The organism is Variovorax sp. 770b2 (assembly GCF_900115685.1).
GTDB lineage: Bacteria > Pseudomonadota > Gammaproteobacteria > Burkholderiales > Burkholderiaceae_C > Variovorax.
In genome coordinates, this window is the sequence record NZ_FOXJ01000001.1 from 2216759 (window position 1) to 2232838 (window position 16080).

Genomic DNA, 16080 nt, shown 5'->3' on the forward strand with positions numbered 1-16080 from the left:
ACGCGGGGAAATGAAGAGCGGATCGGGTAGCGATGGCGGCGTCAGGGCGCGCACTTGAGGGCCGGCGCGGGCTGCTGGGGCTGGTCGCCGCCGGGCTGCTGCGGACCGCTGCCGCCGGCGGGCGGCGTCTGGCCCGGCGGAAGGATGGGCAGGCCACCACCACCGCCGCCGCCACCACCACCGCCGCAGGCGGCGAGGCCAAGGCACAAGACGAGGCCCGCCGCAGCGAGGCCGTACCGGGAAGAAGCTGATTTCATGAGGTGTCCTTTGGAGTCGGTTGGGCGTGGGAAAGCGAAAAGCAGAAAACGAGGGCGAAGCCGGTCCCCTGCGGGCCCGCGAAGGGCTCGCACCGGCATCGGAAGAAAGTCGGGAATGGGTGGGGCTAGCGCTCAGGCATAGCGGCTGCGCAGGCGGGCTGCGACCCTGTCGAGCACGAGGACCGTGAGGAAGATCGCGATCAGGATCGTTCCGACATGCGCGTAGTTGTACATGTCGTAGCGGCCCTTCAATTCCTGCCCGATGCCGCCCGCGCCCACCAGGCCCACCACGGTGGCCATGCGCACGTTGCGGTCCAGCACGTACAGCGTGTAGGCGATGAACTGCGGCATCACCTGCGGCAGCACCGCGAAGCGCATCACCTTCAGCTTGTTCGCGCCGATGGCGCGCAGCGCCTCCTGCGGCTTGTCGTCGGCGGTCTCGATGTCTTCCGCGTAGAACTTGCCGAGAAAGCCCGCCGAGTGCAGCGCAAGGGCCAGCACGCCGGCAATGGGACCGAAGCCGTAGGCCAGCACCAGGAACAGCGCGCTCACCAGTTCGGGCACCGCGCGGAACATGCCCACCACGCTGCGCGCCAGCGTGTAGACCGCGCGGTTGGGCGTGTAGTTCTTCGCGCTGCACCAGGCCAGCGGCGCGCTCAGCACGATGGCCAGCAGCGTGGCCCAGATGGCGATCTCGAAGGTCTCCAGCATCTTCACCGCCACATGCCAGAGATAGCCGAAGGGCTCCACCAGCACCTCGCGCTGGTCGACCTCCTCCTCCATCTGCAGCGTCTGCGGATTGAGCTTGGGCTGGCGCGATTCCTCAGACTCCACGTGCGAGAACCACGGCAGCCGGTTGCGGTCGAAGCCCTCGATGCGCGCGACCTCGGTGCGCTCGGACACCTGCGGCGGAAAGAGCGAGCGCGCGATGGTGCCCAGGCCCGAGAGCACCTGCGACTGGTCGCGCAGGCCCACGGCGGCGAGCACGCCCTCGCCGGTGAGCGAGAGCATGCGGCCCATCTCCACGCGCTGGCCGGCGAAGCAGCCGACGACGATGACGAGGAACAGCACGACGAGGCTGCGGGTGCCGAAGGGGCGCGGCAGCTCCCAGGCGGATGCGGGGCGGGTCATTGCGCCATCTCCAGCAGGCCGGCATGGCTCGTATGGCCGGGATGGCCGTCGTGCAGCGGCAGCACGGCCTCGGGTTCCGTCGGCACCGCCTGCGGATGCGCCGCGGTCGCGGGACGGCCGTAGATCGCATCGAAGACCTTGGGATCGAACGCTTCGGGCGCCCCGTCGAACACCACCGCGCCGTGGCGCAGCGCCACGATGCGGTCGGCGAATTCGCAGGCCAGCTCGATCTGGTGCAGGCTGCACAGCACCGTGGTGCCGCGCTCGCGTGCCTCGCGCCGCAGCAGCGAGAGCACGTCGTGGCTGGTCTGCGGATCGAGGCTCGCCACGGGCTCGTCGGCGAGCACCAGCGGCGGATCGAGCATGAAGGCGCGCGCGATGCCCACGCGTTGCTGCTGGCCGCCCGAGAGTTCGCTCACGCGGCGCAGCAGGTGCGGCTCCTGCAGCCCCACGGATTCGATCAGCGCGCAGGCCTTGGCGCGCTGCGCGTCGGTGAACAGGCCCAGCAGCGCGCGCCACGTCGGCATCGCGGGCAGCGCACCGGCCAGCACGTTCTCGGCGACGGTAGAGCGCAGCACGAGGTTGAACTGCTGGTGGATCATGCCGATGCGCGGGCGGATACGGGCCAGCGCAGCGGCCACGATCGGTACGCCCTCGACCTGCACCGCCCCCTGCGTGGGCCTGACCAGCCCGTTGGCCATGCGCAGCAGCGTCGACTTGCCCGCGCCGGAAGAGCCCAGCACCACGCAGAACTGGCCGGCCGGCACCTGCAGCGAGACGCCGTCGAGCGCGCGCGTGCCGTCGGCATAGCGCATGGCGACCGAATCGAAGTTCAGCATGGCCGTGCTCAACGCTCCGCGGCCTTGGAGAGGATGCGGCCCTTGAGCTCGTCGGTCAGCAGGCCCAGCTTCTCGGCGGCGACGTTGAACTCGTCCTCCGAGAACTTGGTGTCGTAGCCGTCGATCTTGCCGCCGCCGTAGCCGCGGATCATGTCGGGCGTGATGCCGGGCGCCTTGTTGACCGTCTGGAACGCGTCCTTCAGCCTGGTCTTCAGCGGCTCGGGCAGCTTGGAGTTCAGCGCGAGCGGCGGGTACGGAATGGCGATGCTCTTGGCGATGACCTTCATGGTCTTCGGATCGACCGCGCCTTGCTTCACGGCCTTCTCGTACGAGTCGAACGAGAGCGAAGCCACGTCGACCTGGTCCTGCACCAGCGCGGCCAGGCTGCTTGCGTGGCTGCCGGTCATGCGGATGGCCGAGAGGTCCTTGGCCGGGTCCATGCCCGCGTCCATGAGCATCGCGACCTGGAAGGTGAAGCTGGAAGCCGAGTTGACGTCGCCGAAGGCCACGCGCTTGCCCTTGACGTCCTTGATGGTGGCGATGGGCGCATTGGCCTTGGCGAACATGCCGGCGTAGTACACCGAGGCGCCCTTCTCCACGCCCACGGCCAGCAGCTGCGCGCAGCCGCGCTTGTGGGCCTGCACATAGGACACGGGGCCGAAGAAGGCGATGTCGGCGAGCTGGTTGCACATGCCCTCGACCACGGCGCCGTACGACTGGCCGACCTTCAGGTCGAAGTTCAGGCCCGTGGTGCGCGTGATGGCGTTGAAGACCGGCGCGTAGTCGGCCTTGGTGCCCGACTCGGTGCCGCCGTCGGCGGGAATCAGCAGCACGCGCAGCGGGTGCTCGCGCGAGCCGTCGGCCACGGATTGCGCATGGGCCGGGAGGGAAAGTGCTGCGGACAGCGAGAGTGCGGCGGCCGCGACGGCCAGGAGCTTGTTCATGATCGTTCCTTCGTTTCGGATCGGGTGGGCAGAGCGGGAGAACTGGAGAGCGGGTTCATCGCTGGGATGCCGGTGAGCTTAGAAACGAAAGATGACAGGAAAATGAAATTAGCTCAGTACAAAACCATAAATCAATTGAGCAATGTTCAATACAATCCGGCGCCATGGCCGAGTTACCGGTCGGCCGATACCGGAGATCCATGAGAACGAATTTCAAGACAGCAATGGCAACAGCAACTGCATCAGCGAACGGCGAATGGCTCACCCAGGCCCGCCACCTGCTCGTCGACCTGGACGGCACGCTGGTGCGCCAGCAGGAAGCGATCGACGGCGCGGCCGAACTGCTCGCGCACTTTCACGACCGCTACGCCATCGTTTCCAACAATTCCACGCACACGGCGCAGGGCCTCGCGCTGCGGCTGCGCCGGCTGGGGCTGCGCGTGCCGCCCGGGCGCATCGTGCTGGCCGGCGAACTGGCGGTGCGCCAGCTGGCGCAGCAGCACCCCGGCGCGCGCGTGCTGCTGATCGGCAGCCAGGCCCTGCAGCGCTTTGCGCGCGCCGAAGGCTGCGACCTGGTGCAGGCGAATGCCGACTTCGTGCTGCTCGCGCTGGACATGCACTTCAGCCACGCGCGGCTCGCGCTCGCCGCCAACGAACTGCTGCGCGGCGCCAGGCTGATGGTGACCAACGCCGACGCCACGCACCCCGGCCCGCAAGGCCGCGTGGTGCCCGAGACGGGCGCGCTGCTCGCGGCCTTGGTCGCCGCGAGCGGCGTGCAGCCCTGGCGCGTGATCGGCAAGCCCGCGCCGCTGCTGTTCGAGGAAGGCTTGCGCCGCCTGGGCGCAGAGCCGGAGACCACCGTGGTCATCGGCGACAACCCGCTCACCGACGCCGAAGGCGCCGCGCGGCTGGGCATGGCGTGCCTCCTGGTGGGGCAGGCACCGGGGGCGGTCGCGCCCACCGTGGCCGGGTTGTTCAGGCCCTCTTCTCCGGTCGCTTCGCCTGAAGAATCGCCTCAATACCTCTTGAGCGAGAGCACGTCGAAGGTCTGGCGCAACGTGCGCACCGAGGTGTCGTAGTCCGAGAGCGCGAGGCAGGCGATCAGCACGTCGATGATCGCCAGCTGCGCGAGGCGGCTGGTCATCGCCTCGGTGCGAAAGCTGGTCTCGCGCGCCATGGTGAACAGCACCACGTCGGCGAAGGCCTGGATCGGCGACTTGCCGAAGTTGGTGATGCACACCGTCGAAGCGCCCGCTTCCTTTGCGAGGCGCGTGGCCGTCACCGTCTCGTGCGTGCTGCCCGAGTGCGAGATGGTGAGCACCGCCACCTTCGGATCGGTGAGCGAGGCGCTGATGGCCTGCACGTGCGAGTCGACCACCACCTTGGCATTGAGGCCGATGCGCAGCATGCGGTAGTGGGCGTCTTCGGCGATGGTGGCGGAGCTGCCGATGCCGTAGATCTCGATGCGCTCCGCGCGGCGAAAGAGCTTGACCGCGCGCTCCATCGACTTCGCATCGAGCGTGGCCTGCGTGTCGTGCAGCGTCTGCACGTTGCTCTGGAAGATCTTGCGGATCACCGCGTCGGCCTTGTCCTGGGGGTCCAGGTCTTCGTGGATGAACTGCACCGGCCGCACGATCTCCTGCGCGAGCGCGATCTTGATCTGCTGGAAGCCGGTGGCGCCCAGGTTCTTGCACAGGCCCACGATGCTGCCTTCGCTGGAGCCGGTGCGCTCGGCCACCTCGCTCACCGACATGTGGACCACCTCGCGCGGGTTCTTCACGATGAAGTCGGCGATGCGCTGGCCCACGGGGCCCAGCGACGACCACAGCGTTTCGATGCGCGCCAGCACCGCCGACACCTGGCCGTCGGGCAACTCGGGCGGCGGCATGCCGGTGGCCTTGGGGCTGGCGGATCGGGGGGTGCTGTGGCTGCTGTTGCGCTTCATGGGCCGCGAGCTTACCCGCCCGGGATGGCGGTTTGATGCGACTGTTCGGCCGGCGCACGCAGGCTGCGGAGCGGGCGGCGCGCATACTGGGTTCTCCTTTGCTGCTTCGAGGCCTCGCCCGCGAGGCCCCGCATCCCTTCCGATGCCGGACTACGAAATCAAGCTGGAGCGCATCGCCATCGCGGGTGCGGATGACCTGGTCATCCGGTCGCTGCTCGACCGCCGGCAGTACGCCGACCCGCAGGGTGCCGCGGCCGCGCAAGGCATCTCGTCGGCGGCGTGGCCGATGTTCGGCCTCCTGTGGCCCTCGGGCGCGCAACTGGCCGCGCGGATGGCGATGCACCCCGTCGTGCTCGGCGCCCGCGTGCTGGAAATCGGCTGCGGTCTCGCGCTCGCGAGCCTGGTCGGCCACCGCCGCGGCAACGACATGACCGCGAGCGACTGCCATCCGCTCGCGGCGGGCTTCCTGCTGGAGAACCTGCGCTTGAACGCGCTGCCGCCGATGAAGTACCGGCGCGGCCACTGGGGCATGCGCGAGACGAGCCCCGAGGGCGCCGAGGGCGATGTGCACGGCGCCTTCGACCTCATCATCGGCAGCGACCTGCTGTACGAGCGCGATGCGCACGGCTTGCTGGCCGCCTTCATCGGCCGGCATGCGGGCCCGGCCGGCGAGGTGTGGATCGTCGATCCCGACCGCGGCAACCGCCCCGCCTTCAACCGGCAGATGGCCGACGAAGGCTTCGGCATGTGCGAGGAGCGGCTCGATCAACGCGCGGCGCTGGGCCGCGTGGCGTATCGGGGCCGGCTGCTGACCTACCGGCGCACCGGCTCAGGACGACTGCCGGCCGTCCCTCGCGGCCAGCACCACGATGCCCACCGCGCAGACCGCGAACAGGACTCCTGACGGCACCGCGCCGATGGTCGACAGCAGCCAGCCGTACAGGTCGGTCAGCATGGCGATGACCCGGTTGCCGCTCTCTTGCCGGCCCAGGTCGTTGGCGATGAACGCGTTGAACGACAGCACCCCGAAAACCAGTGCGAGAAAACCGGTCACGATCCACTCCCACGGCCTGGGCCTGGAGTTCGTTCGCACCGTGGTTGCCCGCCATGGCGGCACGATCGATGGCCATGCGGCGCCCGGCGCCGGAGCCACTTTCTGCATCTCTTTGCCGCGCGCGCGATGACACTGCGGGAAAGTGTGAACACCTTCACGGCATTCGCACGAATCGGGCATGCAACGCGAATGAATGTTGACGAAATCTCGCATTCGGCTTCCGTCGACGCCTGTGCTCGGAGACGATCCGCTCCATGTCATTGTTGTCGCACTTGGGTGGTCGCTCTTCGGACGGCCAGATGACTGTGTGGTCTCGAAAGGGACCGGATGCCACCGGGCATTCGCGCATCAACGCAGCCAGCGCAATGCAGTCGCCCATGAGGGGGGAGGAAGTCGGGATGAAGAAGAAAAAAAGCACAGCCGGTCTACGGTACAGGGCCCTGGGCCCGTGCAGCACGGTGCACGCGGGGCGCTTCGATGCAAAGGATTCGAAGGCCCCGCCGGCTCCGGCTCGTGATTTTCACCTCTGAAGAAACGCGTATGAAGACCCATCCCGGGGACACGTTGTCCCTGGCTCTTCTCGATGGAGAGGAACCGCAGAGAACAGTGCTTCGCACAAGGCTTCGGCAGCTGGGGCACGCGTGCAGCGTGTTCTCCAGCGCCAGCGAACTGATCCTGGCGCTGAGCGGCGGGCAGCGATTTCAATTGCTGCTGGCGGTGCCGTCGGACGAAGCGTCGCTCGGTGGCCTGCCCGCTGCATGCCAGGTGCTTGGAATGCCGGTTCTCGTGGTCGTCCCGGACGGCCAGTGGCGGCATCTTTCACTGCAGGGCAAGGGTTTCGAATCGAGCGGCACGCTCGGTGCCGACGTGTCCCGGATGGCGGATGCGGAGCTCGATTGGCTGGTCCGTGCGCTGGTCCAGCGCAAGAACACTGCGGCCGGCATGGCCCGCCCCCACGGGGCGACCGTATGGGGCAACTACCATTTCTACGAAGGCAGCCGCCATGTGCAATTCAACGGACAGGAGATGAGGCTTCAGCCGCGCCAGTTCGTCCTTGCCTTGCAGCTGTTCCGGCACGTCGGCCGCGTGGTGGAGCGGGAGTGGCTGTGGAAGGTCCTGTGGCGGGTTCCCGTCCTGGTCGAAGGCAAGCGGGCCCTGGACGCCTGTGTCTCCAACGTGCGAAAGCGCCTCGAGCTGAACGGCGAGCACGGGTTCCTGCTGCGCGCCGTGTACGGACAGGGCTACCAGCTCATCGAGGTGCACGCACACGGCGCTTTGCCGGCCGGCATCGCCGCGGAGCAAGCCGCGGCGCCGGCCTCGCCCACGCACTAGTACTCCCGCAAGGCCCAACTGCTGACCAGGGCGAAGTACTCGCGCAGCCAGATGTTGTAGCGCAGGTACAGGGGCGTATCCGCCCCGAGCGTGGTGACGGCCGGATAGCCGGCGCGCCGGGCGATCAGGCCTGCGCGCAGCGTGTGGAAATCGCTCGTCACGAGATGGATGGGCGCATCGTCGGGCACCCCCGCGGCCGCAAGCAGACGGCGGCTGAAGACCAGGTTCTCCTGCGTGCTTGTGCTGAGCTCCTCCTTGACGATGCGATGCGCCGAAAGTCCGCGTTCCTGGAGGTATGCCGCCATCACCTCGCCTTCGCTCTGCGTTCTGAAGCTGATGCCCCCGCTCACCACGACCAGGGCGTCCGGGTGGCGGAGCGCATCGCGCAAGGCGAGGTCCAGCCGGGCGACGAGCGTGGGCGACGCCGCGGCACCAGGCGATCCCGATCCCAGGACCACGATCGCGGCCGGCGCAGTCGTGGGGAGCTGCGTCGATGCCCTGGTTGCCAGGACGCTCCAGAAGACGGCCACCGTTGCGAGCCAGAGGAATACGCCGTACCAGAACCAGCGCCAGAGGGTTGCGCGCCTCGGGGTGGCGCCCAGCCAGCGTTTCATCGGCACCCACCAGAGACCGAGGCTGCAAAGGCCGAGCCCCATCACCAGTGGCAAGACGACGCCGAGATTAAAGTACCCGGTCGCTATCAGGACCCCTCCGTCCAGCAGCAGCAAGAGCCCCAGGACACTGGCCACCGCACGTTTCACGTTATGCATCGCAAGGAAATTCATCGGCCCGAACTCTATCCCTGCCATCGGCGCATTCGTGGCGTCCGGGCGGAAGAAAGAGGGCATGGGCGTCATGTGTCACGCATTCACGCTGGGCTGCGGCGCTTGCCGCTCCCGGAATCGCGGTTCACCTTCAACTGGCAGGAGTGACATGACCATCCCCACCCCCGTCCCCATCGGGCGACGCCTGGCCCTTGTCTCGGAGACGGACATCGAGATCTACCGGTTCCAACCGGCAGGCCATGTCGCCGCAACGCTGGGCACCAGGAATGGGCCGGTGTGCGCCCCGCTCCTCGTCTACAGCGTGCTCTCGGCTGACAGCATCCGCCTGGTCCATAGCGACGGGGTGGCCATCACCTGGACGAACATCGAGATCGAGCGCGACGTCCTGCGCGCCGAATGCGAGGGCCGGATCAAGACCTTCACGATCGAGTGACGCGGCAGCCGCCGAAACAGCAGGAGCACCAACGAAAAAACGGGCCAGTTGGCCCGTTCTTCATTGCGTCAGTTGACGATCGACTCAGCGCGTAGCCTGGCGCGTGAACGACACGCTGGGCTTCTTGTAGGCTTGCGGCACTTCGTCGCGGTAGAAGGCGCGGCGGTCGAGACTGGCGAACGGATCGTGCGCCTTGGCAACGGCTTCGGCCTGGATGGTTGCGCGGTCGGCGGTCGAGGTGAACGCTTGTGCGCCGGCGGTGGCACCGTCGCCGTATTCGTTGCCGGCGCGTGCGGCGGCAACAGCTTGCGGAGCGACTTCTGCACGCGACACCGACGAGTTCACGGTGTGCACGCCGTCATAGGTTTCTGCTTGCGCACCGGCGGCAGCCAGGAGCGAGAGAGCAGCAGCAGCGAGGATCTTCGAGGCATTCATTTCAATCTCCTTCAATCGGTTGGTTGGTGAGGAGAAGTTTGATCCTGAAGCCCTTCAAAAAACCGCGGCAAAAAGAATCGCGGCGTTCACAGGATTGAAACAATCGGGGTTTGCACCGAACCGCGGTGCGCCCCGATTTGCTAGCGCAACACTAGTGCGAAATCATCCACGGCCGCTTCGACGGCGCCGACTTCGCACCGCTCGGCGCGGTCACCGTCGCGCTGCGGCGGGGCGACCCCGAGCAGCAGCCGCAACCCGCCGGATGCTTGAAGCGCGCGTAGTCGCGGGAGCTCCCGGGCTCGTGCCGCGCGCGCTCGTTGGTGTCCATGGCGCTGCGCGTGCCGGAGGCCATCAGCGACAGCCGCGGTGCGGCCGAAAGTACACGCGGCGATGCGCAGCCGCAGTCCGGGCACGCGGCCGGCTCGTCGCGCTGGCCCGAAGGCCGCAGCGCATCGAAGCCACCACACTGCCCGCAGGCGTAGTCGTAGGTCGGCATGTCCGTTTCTTCAGCGCAGGTCGTGCGACAGCGGCATGTCGATGCTGCCGTCGATCATCTTCGTCGGGCCCGAGGCGTTCGGGTTGATGTCGAAGTCGAAGATGCCCGTGGGCAACCACAGCGTGGCGCAGGAGTTGGGCACGTCCACGATGCCGCTGATGTGGCCCTGCACCGGCGCCGTACCGAGAATCGAATAGGCCTGCGCGCCCGAGTAGCCGAACTTCTTCAGATACTCGATCGCGTTCAGGCAGGCTTGGCGATAGGCCACGTTCACGTCCAGGTAATGCTGCTTTCCGCTCTCGTCGACCGAGATGCCTTCGAAGATCAGGTAGTCGTTGTACTGCGGCGTGATCGGGCTAGGCTTGAAGATCGGGTTCTTGATGCCGTACTTGGCCATGCCGCCCTTGATGAGCGTGACCTTCATGTGGACCCAGCCCGCCATCTCGATGGCGCCGCAGAAGGTGATTTCGCCGTCGCCCTGGCTGAAGTGCAGGTCGCCCACGCTCAGGCCCGCGCCATCGACATAAACAGGGAAGAACACCTTCGAGCCACGCGACAGGTCCTTGATGTCGCAGTTGCCGCCGTGCTCGCGCGGCGGCACGGTGCGCGCGCCCTCGGCAGCGGCCTTGGCGCGGGCCTCGCCGGTCATCTTGCCCATGTGCGCGGTGCCGGCGAACGGCGGATTCGCAAGGCCGGGCACACGGTCCGGGTCGGTGGCGATGAGCTTGCCTTCGCGCTCGTTCCACATGTCGAGCATGGGCTTGTCGGGCAGGCAGCCGATCAGGCCCGGGTGGATCAGTCCCGCGAAGTTGACGCCCGGAATGTGGCGCGAGCTCGTGAACATGCCCTTGAAGTCCCAGATCGATTTCTGCGCTTCGGGAAAGTGATCGGTGAGGAAACCGCCGCCGTTCTTCTTCGAGAAGAAACCGTTGAAACCCCAGAGGCTGTCCTGCTTGGCGCCGATGTCCAGCAGGTCGACCACCAGCAGGTCGCCCGGTTCGGCGCCCTTCACGCCCACCGGGCCCGAGAGATAGTGGACCGTGCTCAGGTCGATGTCGCGCACGTCGTCGGCGCTGTCGTTGTTCTTGATGAAACCGCCGGTCCAGTCGAAGGTCTCCAGAATGAAGTCATCGCCCGGATTGACCCAGCAGGCCATCGGAATGTCCGGATGCCAGCGGTTGTGGATGTTCTCGTTCTCCGTGGGCGATTGGGTCAGATCGACCTTGATCAGCGTGTCCGTCATTTGCAGTGGCTCCTGGTTGGGTTGTGGTTAAACGGAGAGATAGGCCTTGATGTGATCGACATCGGTCTTGTCGCGCGCCGTCTCGTGCACGAGCCGTCCGCCTTCGATGACGAAGAGCCGGTCGGCCACGTCCATCGCGAAACTGAGCACCTGCTCGGACACGATGATGGTGATGCCGCGCAACTTGCGGACCTCGTTGAGCGCCTTGGCGATGTCCTTGATGATCGAAGGCTGGATGCCTTCGGTGGGCTCGTCGAGCAGCAGCACCTTGGGGTCCGTGACGAGCGCGCGCGCAATCGCCAGTTGCTGCTGCTGGCCGCCCGAGAGGTTGCCGCCCTTGCGGCTCTTCATGTCCCACAGCACGGGGAACAGCGCATAGATTTCCTCGGGAATTCGCCGCGTCTTCGAGTTCTCCAGGCCCGTCTGGATGTTCTCTTCCACCGTCAGCGTCGGGAAGATCATCCGGCCCTGCGGCACGTAGGCAATGCCCTTGGCCACGCGCCTGAAGCTCTCGTCGCGCGACACGTCCTGGCCCGCCACCTCGATGCGCCCGCTCTTGATCGGCAGCACGCCCATCAAGCTCTTGAACAGCGTGGTCTTGCCCATGCCGTTGCGGCCCATGATGGCGACCGTTTCGTTGGCATGGCCCACGAACGAAATGCCGTGCAGCGCCTCGCTCTGGCCATAGGCGGTGTGCAGGTCGTCGACCTTCAGCATGATGTTGCTCATGGTTCAGTGCCCCAGGTAGACGTCGATGACCTTCGGGTCCGCCTGCACCTTCTCCATCGGCCCTTCGGCCAGGATCTTTCCCTGGTGCATCACGGTGACCTTGTGCGCAATCTGCTTGACGAACGCCATGTCGTGCTCGATGACGATCACCGCGCGGTTCTGGCAGATGCGCTTGAGCAGGTCGGCCGTGAGTTCGCGCTCGCGCGCGCTCATGCCGGCGATGGGCTCGTCGAGCATCAGCAACTCGGGCTCCTGCATCAGCAGCATGCCGATCTCCAGCCACTGCTTCTGGCCGTGGCTCAGCAATCCGGCCTCGGTGCGCAGCTTGTCCGCGAGGCCGATGTCTTCGGCCACGGCCTGCACCTTCGACTTGACCTCGTCGTCGCATTTGAAGGCCAGCGCGCCGAACACCGAGCGGCCCTTGGGGAAGGACACTTCCAGGTTCTGGAACACGCTCAGGTTCTCGTAGATCGACGGCGTCTGGAACTTGCGGCCGATGCCCAGCCGCACGCGCTTGTGCTCGGCCATCCTGGTGAGCTCGGTGTTCTTGAACTTGATGCTGCCGGCGCTGGCGCGGGTCTTGCCGCAGATCAGGTCGAGCAGCGTGGTCTTGCCGGCGCCGTTGGGGCCGATGATCACGCGCAGCTCGTTCTTGTCGATGTAGAGCGTCAGGTCGTCGATGGCCTTGAAGCCGTCGAAGGAGACGGTGAGGTCTTCCACGGCGAGTGCGAAGTCGGTGTTGCTCATGGGTGTTCCGGTGTTCTTCAGGCGCGCTGGCTGCCGACGCCTTCGGGCAGGTGGGGTTCGGGCGCTGCGGCAGGTGCGGCCGAGGCCGGCGGCGTCATCGGCATGGCGGGCGGTGGCTGCACCGCGGCCTCGCGCAGCGCCTGGCGGCGGCCCTTCCACCAGGGCTTGATCTTTTCATCCCAGAGGCCCGCGAGCCCCATCGGGAAAGCCATGGTCACGCCGATGAAGAGACCGGCCATCAGGAACAGCCACAGGTCCGGAAAGCTCTCCGAGAACAGCGTCTTTCCCGCATTCACCAGCAGCGCGCCATACACCGCGCCCACCAGGCTCATGCGTCCGCCGACCGCGCAGAAGATCACCATCTCGATGGACGGCACGATGCCCACGAAGCTCGGCGACATGAAGCCCACCTGCAGCGCGAACATCGCGCCACCGATGCCCGAGAGCCCGGCCGCCAGGCAGAAGGTGAAGACCTTGAAGTTCGACACGTCGTAGCCCGAGAAGCGCACGCGGTCTTCCTTGTCGCGCATGGCCAGCAGCAGCGTCCCGAGCTTGCTGGTCTGCACCCATCGGCACAAGAGGATGCTCAGCACCAGCAGGCCCACGCAGACGTAATACAGGATGTACTTGGCGCTGTCGGTGCGCGTGTCCCAGCCCAGCATGGTCTTCAGGTCGGTCATGCCGTTGACACCGCCCGTGTAGCCCTGCTGGCCGATGATGAGCACGGTGCAGATGAGCGCCACCGCCTGCGTGATGATCGCAAAGTACACGCCGCCCACGCGGCGCTTGAACATCGCGAAGCTCACGAGCCAGGCCAGCGCCATCGGTGCCAGCACCACCAGCGCGAGGCTCAGCGGCAGGCTCTTGAACGGGAGCCACAGCGCGGGCAGTTCGGTGATCTGGTTCCAGTCCATGAAGTCCGGGATGCCGGGCGTGGACTGGATCTTTGTCGTGATCGGGTCGGAGGCTTCGAGCTTCAGGAACATCGCCATCGCGTAGCCGCCGATGCCGAAGAAAACCCCCTGCCCCAGGCTCAGCACGCCGCCGTAGCCCCACACCATCACGAGCCCCACGGCCACGAAAGCGTAGGTGAGGTATTTGCCCACGAGGTTGAGGCGAAAGATGTCGAGCGAGAGCGGCAGCACGACCGCCAGCAGCAGCACCAGCAGCAAGAGGCTGCCCAGCTGGTAGCGCAGGATCGAGGCCTTGATGAAATTCATCGGAACGTTCTCCAGGAAGGAATCGGGTTCATCAGCGGCGCACCTTGACGGCAAAGAGGCCTTGGGGTCGCATCATCAAGATCAGCACGATCAGCGAGAGCGTCAGCACCTTGGCCATCGAGCCGGTCATGAAGAACTCCGAGATCGACTGCGTCTGCGCAATGCCGAAGGCCGAGACCACCGTGCCCAGCAAGCTCGCCGCGCCGCCGAAGGTGACGACCAGGAAGGCATCGACGATGTAGAGCGAGCCCGAGGTCGGCCCGGTCGAGCCGATGGTGGTGAAGGCCGCGCCGGCCATGCCTGCGATGCCGCAGCCGATGGCGAAGGTCAGGCGGTCGGTCTTCATGGTGTCGATGCCGGTGGCGTTGGCCATCGTGCGGTTGGCCACGGTGGCACGCACCCTGAGGCCCCAGCGGCTCTTGTGCAGCGCGATCAGCACGCCGGCCGTGACCAGCGCGGTGAGCGCGAGCACGAAGAGCCCGTTGATCGGAATGTCCAGGCCTTCATGCGGCGTCCACGAGCCCATGATCCATTCGGGCAGCGTGGGGCTCACTTCCTTCGGGCCGATGAAGGTGCGAAAGATCTGCTGCAGGCCCAGGCTCACGCCCCAGGTGGCGAGCAGCGTGTCGAGCGGGCGCTTGTAGAGGTGGCGGATCAGCACCCACTCCACGATCCAGCCGACGATGAAGGCGAACACGAAGGCCAGGCCGATGGCGATCGGAAAGTAATACGGCATGAACGCGGGCGCCATCGTTTCGGTGACGCGCGCAGCCAGGTAGATCGAATAGGCGCCGATGGTCATGAACTCGCCATGCGCCATGTTGATGACGCCCATCTGGCCGAAGATGATCGCCAGGCCCAGGCCCATGAGCAGCAGCACCGCGAAGAGGCTCAGCCCCGCGAAGCCCTGCATGAGGCCGATGTTCATCATGTCCGACAGAGTCATGGCGGGAAGTCCGGAGTGTTGGGGGTTGCGCCCCCTCCCGCAAGCGGGAGAGGGTTCGGGTGAGGGCCGACGCCCTGCTTACTGGTAGCCCTTGGGGAACGGATCGGGTTTGATCAATTCAGCCGATTCGGCAACCACCTTGAACGTGCCGTCCAGCTGCCCTTGCCCGATGCGCGCCTTGCTCCACAGGTGGTGGTTCGCATCCAGCTTCACGTAGCCTTCGGGCGCCGTCTTCAGCTCGATGCCCGGCGAGCCCGCCACGACCTTGTCCACGTCGAAGCTGCCGGCCTTCTCCACAGCGGCCTTCCACAGCCACGGCCCGAGGTAGCCGGCCTGCGTCACGTCGCCGATCACCGCGTCCTTGCCGTACTTCGCCTTGAACGCGGCCACGAACTTCTTGTTGTTCTCGTTGTCCAGCGACTGGAAGTACTTCATCGACGAGTAGAAGCCCGCGAAGTTCTCGCCGCCCACGCCGGTCATTTCGTCTTCGGTCACGGCCAGCGTCAGCAGGAACTGCTTGTCGCCGGTGATGCCCGCGGCCTTCAGCTGCTTGTAGAAGGCCACATTGGAGCCGCCCACCACCGCCGCGAAGATGCAGTCGGGCTTGGCCACCTTGATCTTGTTGATCAGCGAGTTGAAGTTGGTGTGGCCCAGCGGGTAGTACTCCTCGCCCTTGACCGAACCCTTCTGGAAGTTCTCGATGTGCTTGCGCGCGATCTTCATCGACGTGCGCGGCCAGATGTAGTCGGAGCCGACGAGGAAGAAGGTCTTGGCCTTCTTCTCCTTCGCGCCCCAGTCCAGGCCCCAGATGATCTGCTGCGTGGCCTCTTGGCCCGTGTAGATCACGTTCTTGCTCTGCTCCAGGCCTTCGTAGAAGGTCGGGTAGTACAGGAGGCCGTTTTCCTTTTCGAACACCGGCAGCACGGCCTTGCGCGAGGCGCTGGTCCAGCAGCCGAACACCGCGGCGCAATGGTCGTTGACCAGGAGCTTCTTCGACTTCTCGGCGAAGGTGGGCCAGTCGGAGGCGCCGTCTTCCTTGATGACCTTGATCTTGCGGCCCAGGATGCCGCCCATGGCGTTGATCTGGTCGATGGCCAGCTGCTCGGCCTGGATGGAGCCGGTCTCCGAAATGGCCATGGTGCCGGTGGACGAATGCAGCTGTCCCACCGTGACTTCGGTGTCGGTCACCGCGAGCTTGGTGGTGTTGACCTTGGCGGTGGGGAACTGCGACTGGCCGAAGCTCAGGCCGCTCAGGCCCATGACGGGCAAGGCGGCGGCGCCCTGCAGAAGGCGGCGGCGGCGCATGGCCAGGGCATCGAGCGTATCGAGGGAGGGATCGGAATCACGCGGCATCAGGAACTCCAGGCAGGTTGAGAAGCAGGTTGAGAAAAGCTGAGAAGGGTGAGCCGCGCACCATCGCAGTGCATCGGACGGTGCCCCGAGCACCATGGCTGGTACTTTAGAAATCAGTTGGCCGCAGGCGAATACGTCATTCAACGTAGCGGCCGTCCCGCGTCCTGCCCGCAGACTCGCGATCCAGACAA

At 66.2% G+C, this 16080-nt stretch carries 19 protein-coding genes; 5 read left to right on the forward strand and 14 right to left on the reverse strand.

The window, feature by feature from the left end:
* Window positions 1-41: 41 nt before the first annotated feature.
* The 4 genes from BM133_RS10105 to BM133_RS10120 form a co-directional block, all read right to left on the reverse strand.
* Window positions 42-257 (reverse strand): hypothetical protein, encoded by a 216-nt coding sequence (locus tag BM133_RS10105; RefSeq protein ID WP_093433421.1) that lies wholly within the window; start codon window positions 255-257, stop codon window positions 42-44.
* Between the two features lie 132 nt (window positions 258-389).
* On the reverse strand, window positions 390-1388 hold the full coding sequence (phnE, locus tag BM133_RS10110) for a phosphonate ABC transporter, permease protein PhnE (RefSeq protein ID WP_093433423.1): 999 nt from the start codon (window positions 1386-1388) through the stop codon (window positions 390-392).
* A complete protein-coding gene (phnC, locus tag BM133_RS10115; RefSeq protein WP_143100106.1) occupies window positions 1385-2227 on the reverse strand; it encodes a phosphonate ABC transporter ATP-binding protein in 843 nt (280 codons plus the stop codon). The genes phnE and phnC overlap by 4 nt, the downstream gene beginning before the upstream one ends.
* Before the next feature lie 8 nt (window positions 2228-2235).
* Window positions 2236-3171 (reverse strand): phosphate/phosphite/phosphonate ABC transporter substrate-binding protein, encoded by a 936-nt coding sequence (locus BM133_RS10120; RefSeq protein ID WP_093433424.1) that lies wholly within the window; start codon window positions 3169-3171, stop codon window positions 2236-2238.
* Window positions 3172-3395: 224 nt separating this feature from the next.
* Between BM133_RS10120 and BM133_RS10125 the strand changes: the two genes are divergently transcribed.
* Entirely contained in the window at window positions 3396-4250 is an 855-nt protein-coding gene (locus BM133_RS10125; protein WP_177224773.1) for an HAD-IIA family hydrolase, read from the forward strand.
* On the opposite strand, the gene BM133_RS10130 is transcribed toward BM133_RS10125, so the two are convergent.
* Complete coding sequence (locus tag BM133_RS10130; protein WP_256219118.1) at window positions 4187-5116, reverse strand: MurR/RpiR family transcriptional regulator; 930 nt, start codon at window positions 5114-5116, stop codon at window positions 4187-4189. The two genes, BM133_RS10125 and BM133_RS10130, sit on opposite strands and share 64 nt — an antisense overlap.
* 142 nt (window positions 5117-5258) lie before the next feature.
* Between BM133_RS10130 and BM133_RS10135 the strand changes: the two genes are divergently transcribed.
* The 3 genes from BM133_RS10135 to BM133_RS10145 all read left to right on the forward strand — a co-directional run bounded on the left by BM133_RS10135 (window position 5259) and on the right by BM133_RS10145 (window position 7502).
* Window positions 5259-6020: a class I SAM-dependent methyltransferase gene (locus tag BM133_RS10135; RefSeq protein WP_256219119.1), complete on the forward strand. Its 762-nt coding sequence runs from the start codon at window positions 5259-5261 to the stop codon at window positions 6018-6020.
* Window positions 6021-6117: 97 nt separating this feature from the next.
* On the forward strand, window positions 6118-6300 hold the full coding sequence (locus BM133_RS35735; RefSeq protein WP_371286333.1) for an ATP-binding protein: 183 nt from the start codon (window positions 6118-6120) through the stop codon (window positions 6298-6300).
* Window positions 6301-6710: 410 nt separating this feature from the next.
* Complete coding sequence (locus BM133_RS10145) at window positions 6711-7502, forward strand: response regulator transcription factor (RefSeq protein WP_177224774.1); 792 nt, start codon at window positions 6711-6713, stop codon at window positions 7500-7502.
* On the opposite strand, the gene BM133_RS10150 is transcribed toward BM133_RS10145, so the two are convergent.
* Window positions 7499-8359: a YdcF family protein gene (locus BM133_RS10150; RefSeq protein WP_256219120.1), complete on the reverse strand. Its 861-nt coding sequence runs from the start codon at window positions 8357-8359 to the stop codon at window positions 7499-7501. The two genes, BM133_RS10145 and BM133_RS10150, sit on opposite strands and share 4 nt — an antisense overlap.
* A 76-nt stretch (window positions 8360-8435) precedes the next feature.
* Here BM133_RS10150 and BM133_RS10155 point away from each other — a divergent pair, with 76 nt between their 5' ends.
* On the forward strand, window positions 8436-8720 hold the full coding sequence (locus BM133_RS10155) for a hypothetical protein (RefSeq protein ID WP_093433430.1): 285 nt from the start codon (window positions 8436-8438) through the stop codon (window positions 8718-8720).
* 84 nt (window positions 8721-8804) lie between these two features.
* Here BM133_RS10155 and BM133_RS10160 read toward each other — a convergent pair whose 3' ends face one another.
* From BM133_RS10160 to urtA, 8 genes are all read right to left on the reverse strand, one after another.
* Window positions 8805-9155, reverse strand: coding sequence for an alpha/beta hydrolase (locus BM133_RS10160; RefSeq protein ID WP_093433432.1), 351 nt, complete (start codon window positions 9153-9155; stop codon window positions 8805-8807).
* A gap of 151 nt (window positions 9156-9306) precedes the next feature.
* Window positions 9307-9651: a zinc ribbon domain-containing protein gene (locus BM133_RS10165; protein ID WP_093433433.1), complete on the reverse strand. Its 345-nt coding sequence runs from the start codon at window positions 9649-9651 to the stop codon at window positions 9307-9309.
* Window positions 9652-9661: 10 nt separating this feature from the next.
* A complete protein-coding gene (fmdA, locus tag BM133_RS10170; RefSeq protein ID WP_093433435.1) occupies window positions 9662-10894 on the reverse strand; it encodes a formamidase in 1233 nt (410 codons plus the stop codon).
* A 27-nt stretch (window positions 10895-10921) separates the two neighbouring features.
* Window positions 10922-11611: an urea ABC transporter ATP-binding subunit UrtE gene (gene urtE / locus BM133_RS10175; protein ID WP_093435225.1), complete on the reverse strand. Its 690-nt coding sequence runs from the start codon at window positions 11609-11611 to the stop codon at window positions 10922-10924.
* Between the two features lie 15 nt (window positions 11612-11626).
* Entirely contained in the window at window positions 11627-12370 is a 744-nt protein-coding gene (gene urtD, locus BM133_RS10180; protein WP_093433436.1) for an urea ABC transporter ATP-binding protein UrtD, read from the reverse strand.
* 17 nt (window positions 12371-12387) lie between these two features.
* A complete protein-coding gene (gene urtC, locus BM133_RS10185) occupies window positions 12388-13590 on the reverse strand; it encodes an urea ABC transporter permease subunit UrtC (protein ID WP_093433438.1) in 1203 nt (400 codons plus the stop codon).
* A gap of 31 nt (window positions 13591-13621) precedes the next feature.
* Window positions 13622-14536 (reverse strand): urea ABC transporter permease subunit UrtB, encoded by a 915-nt coding sequence (urtB, locus tag BM133_RS10190; RefSeq protein ID WP_093433439.1) that lies wholly within the window; start codon window positions 14534-14536, stop codon window positions 13622-13624.
* Window positions 14537-14614: 78 nt separating this feature from the next.
* Window positions 14615-15889, reverse strand: coding sequence for an urea ABC transporter substrate-binding protein (gene urtA / locus BM133_RS10195; RefSeq protein WP_093433441.1), 1275 nt, complete (start codon window positions 15887-15889; stop codon window positions 14615-14617).
* Between the last annotated feature and the right edge of the window lie 191 nt (window positions 15890-16080).